3 protein-coding genes are annotated in these 2168 nt (G+C 49.5%); all 3 read right to left on the reverse strand.

What is annotated here, in order from left to right:
- Positions 1–119: YWFCY domain-containing protein (locus H164_RS14850; RefSeq protein WP_248616207.1), on the reverse strand; the 119-nt coding region annotated here is incomplete at its 3' end.
- A gap of 60 nt (positions 120–179) precedes the next feature.
- Positions 180–1427 (reverse strand): conjugal transfer protein MobB, encoded by a 1248-nt coding sequence (gene mobB, locus H164_RS0114210; RefSeq protein WP_019969240.1) that lies wholly within the window; start codon positions 1425–1427, stop codon positions 180–182.
- Positions 1412–1855 carry a conjugal transfer protein MobA gene (gene mobA / locus H164_RS0114215; RefSeq protein ID WP_019969241.1) on the reverse strand — a complete coding sequence of 148 codons (444 nt, stop codon included), beginning with the start codon at positions 1853–1855 and terminating at the stop codon, positions 1412–1414. The genes mobB and mobA overlap by 16 nt, the downstream gene beginning before the upstream one ends.
- Between the last annotated feature and the right edge of the window lie 313 nt (positions 1856–2168).

A 2168-nucleotide genomic window follows, 5' to 3' on the forward strand; every position in this document is an offset into this window, starting at 1 on the left:
GTGCGTATGGCTCCGTAGCCGTACCAATACACGTGGATGACCACCAAGATAATACTCACGGCACGCAGAAAATCCATGATTTTCGCCAGTGCCCTTAAATCGTCTTCCTGTTGCATAATCTATTTTCGTTGTTAATTGTTTTTTATTATGTCGTTGCTTACATCGTTTGTTCAGTTTCTCTATATTGTCCGCCCTTTTCCCTTTCGTTTCTTGCGCCGTTTCATCTTTCGGATAAAATCTTCCTCTTCGGCGTTTACAGCCTGCCCGGAAGGATTGAAAAGTCCAAGACCAGAGGAAGAAAAATCGTTATCGTCTTGGACAACAGAGTATTCCTCTGCAGTCTCTTCGGTATGAAGAACGAACGGCATCGGCTTTTCATCTGCATATGACAAAGTAAAGTGCTCTTGGAGGGCATTGGCGGAGAGTTTCTTGCCCATGCGCGAGCCATTGAGTACGCAACCCGTGCGGTGGTCGATGAAAGTTGCTCCGTAGATGCGACCCTCGTCGGTAAGACGCAACACCGTGTCGATGCCCTTGCCTTTGAGCAGGCTAACAAATTTGTCCTTGTGATAAGTCTTTCCAAGTACTTGAAGCACCGCCCGCTTGGTAGGCTCGGTGAATTTCTTTTCGGCTATCTGCTTCTTCGACAAAGAAAAACGTTTCTCGATGGCGGCATAGCCTGTAGACTTGTCGAAGAGTGACGCCTTGAAAGGATTACCCACCTTGTTGCCTTTATCGTCCGTTGCTGAGTAGACCAGCCCATGGTACTCCCGGTCTCCGACTTTGCCCCGTGTCTCTTCCACGTGGATGTTGTAGAACGAAAGCAGGGCGCGGTATTCGCCCATTGTCTGAAAACGGTAACGGGTAGCGACGGAAAGAAGTACGCTTGCGATTTGTTTCTTCACGTCACCTTTATCGATGTTTATCTTATGGGCAGCTTCACGTAATTCGCCTCGTTTGCGTTCGGCGGGATGCAAAGAAAATTCCTTTTCGAGTTCCTTGCGTATGCGTTCGCTTCTACGGAAAAGAAAGTCCCTGTCGATACGTTTACCCTTTTCATCGACATTGACCGATACGATGTGCACATGATGGCGGTCGATGTCCTCGTGCTTGACAATCACATAGGGTTGGTTGCCGTAGCCGAGCCTTTCCATATATATCTGTGCGATATTTGCCATCTCCATATCCGTGAGTCGGTCGTCGGGATGCGGATTGAGCGAGACGTGAATCACCGTGTTGCGTGTCCTGACGTTTTCGGGCATACAGTTGCAGAAGTCACGCAGCAGTCGGGCGCAATCCATTCGTCCGTCCCCACCATCGAACACTCTGTTGGTGGCAAGGAGCTTTCCTTCGCCTGCATTCACCTTTTGAGCGTTGTAGGCAAGTGCGCCGTAGAGCGAACTGCCGATGCTTATCTTTGCGACCATTGCTGCTCGAAGGTTTGGGTGAGACGAATGATTTGCTGCATGATAAGCACCAGCTCCTGCGTACATTTCTCCAATTTATAGAGCAATGCCATCGCCTTTTTCTCGGAAAAGTGTACGCGCAGTTCCTTGACCACTTGGTTGTAGTTGTTGCCCACGGCGCGGTATTGCGCATGAAAAGACGAAAGCTTGGTGTAATAATCGAGCAATGTCTTGTCCGTTTTTATCACGCGAAAAGGCTGCGAGAAGACGCGGCCCTTGATGAAAACCGAGCGGGCATAGACACCCGATTGGTCGTACATGGAGAGAAATTTAAGCCATTCCTCGTCATCGAAACGTACCATGACGCAGTGCGTCTTCCTTGTTTCCTTGGAGTGCTTGCCCCACTTGGGGCTGTCATAGCTACCCCTGTTTTCATTTTCTTTTTTCATATTTCTGTGGATTAAGTGGTTTTGCGACTCGGCCGCCGTGCCGGTTGTTCCCCTATATAGATAGAACTGCCCTTCAAAGGATTTCCGACTTCGGAGAAAATGCCTCCCTCTCCTTGTGTAGAGAGGGCATCTTTCGGGAGTTACCCGAAAGCCTTTGAGTTACTCAAAGGACATCTTGCTGTGTCTTTGAGGACACAAACATCCGCCTTCGGACGGATGAGGGAGTTACCTTCAGAAGCCGTCAGGGAGAACACCGACCGACAGACCTCGTCGCTCGGGTGCAAAATTAGGCAGAATATCCACCCGAAAACCG

The sequence above is a fragment of the Segatella maculosa DSM 19339 = JCM 15638 genome, assembly GCF_000382385.1.
Classification (GTDB): Bacteria; Bacteroidota; Bacteroidia; order Bacteroidales; family Bacteroidaceae; genus Prevotella; species Prevotella maculosa.

Bases quoted from the DNA above. Each gene is read 5' to 3' on its own strand.
- mobB (WP_019969240.1), bottom strand. From the start codon at position 1,427: ATGGTCGCAAAGATAAGCATCGGCAGTTCGCTCTACGGCGCACTTGCC.
- mobA (WP_019969241.1), bottom strand. From the start codon at position 1,855: ATGAAAAAAGAAAATGAAAACAGGGGTAGCTATGACAGCCCCAAGTGG.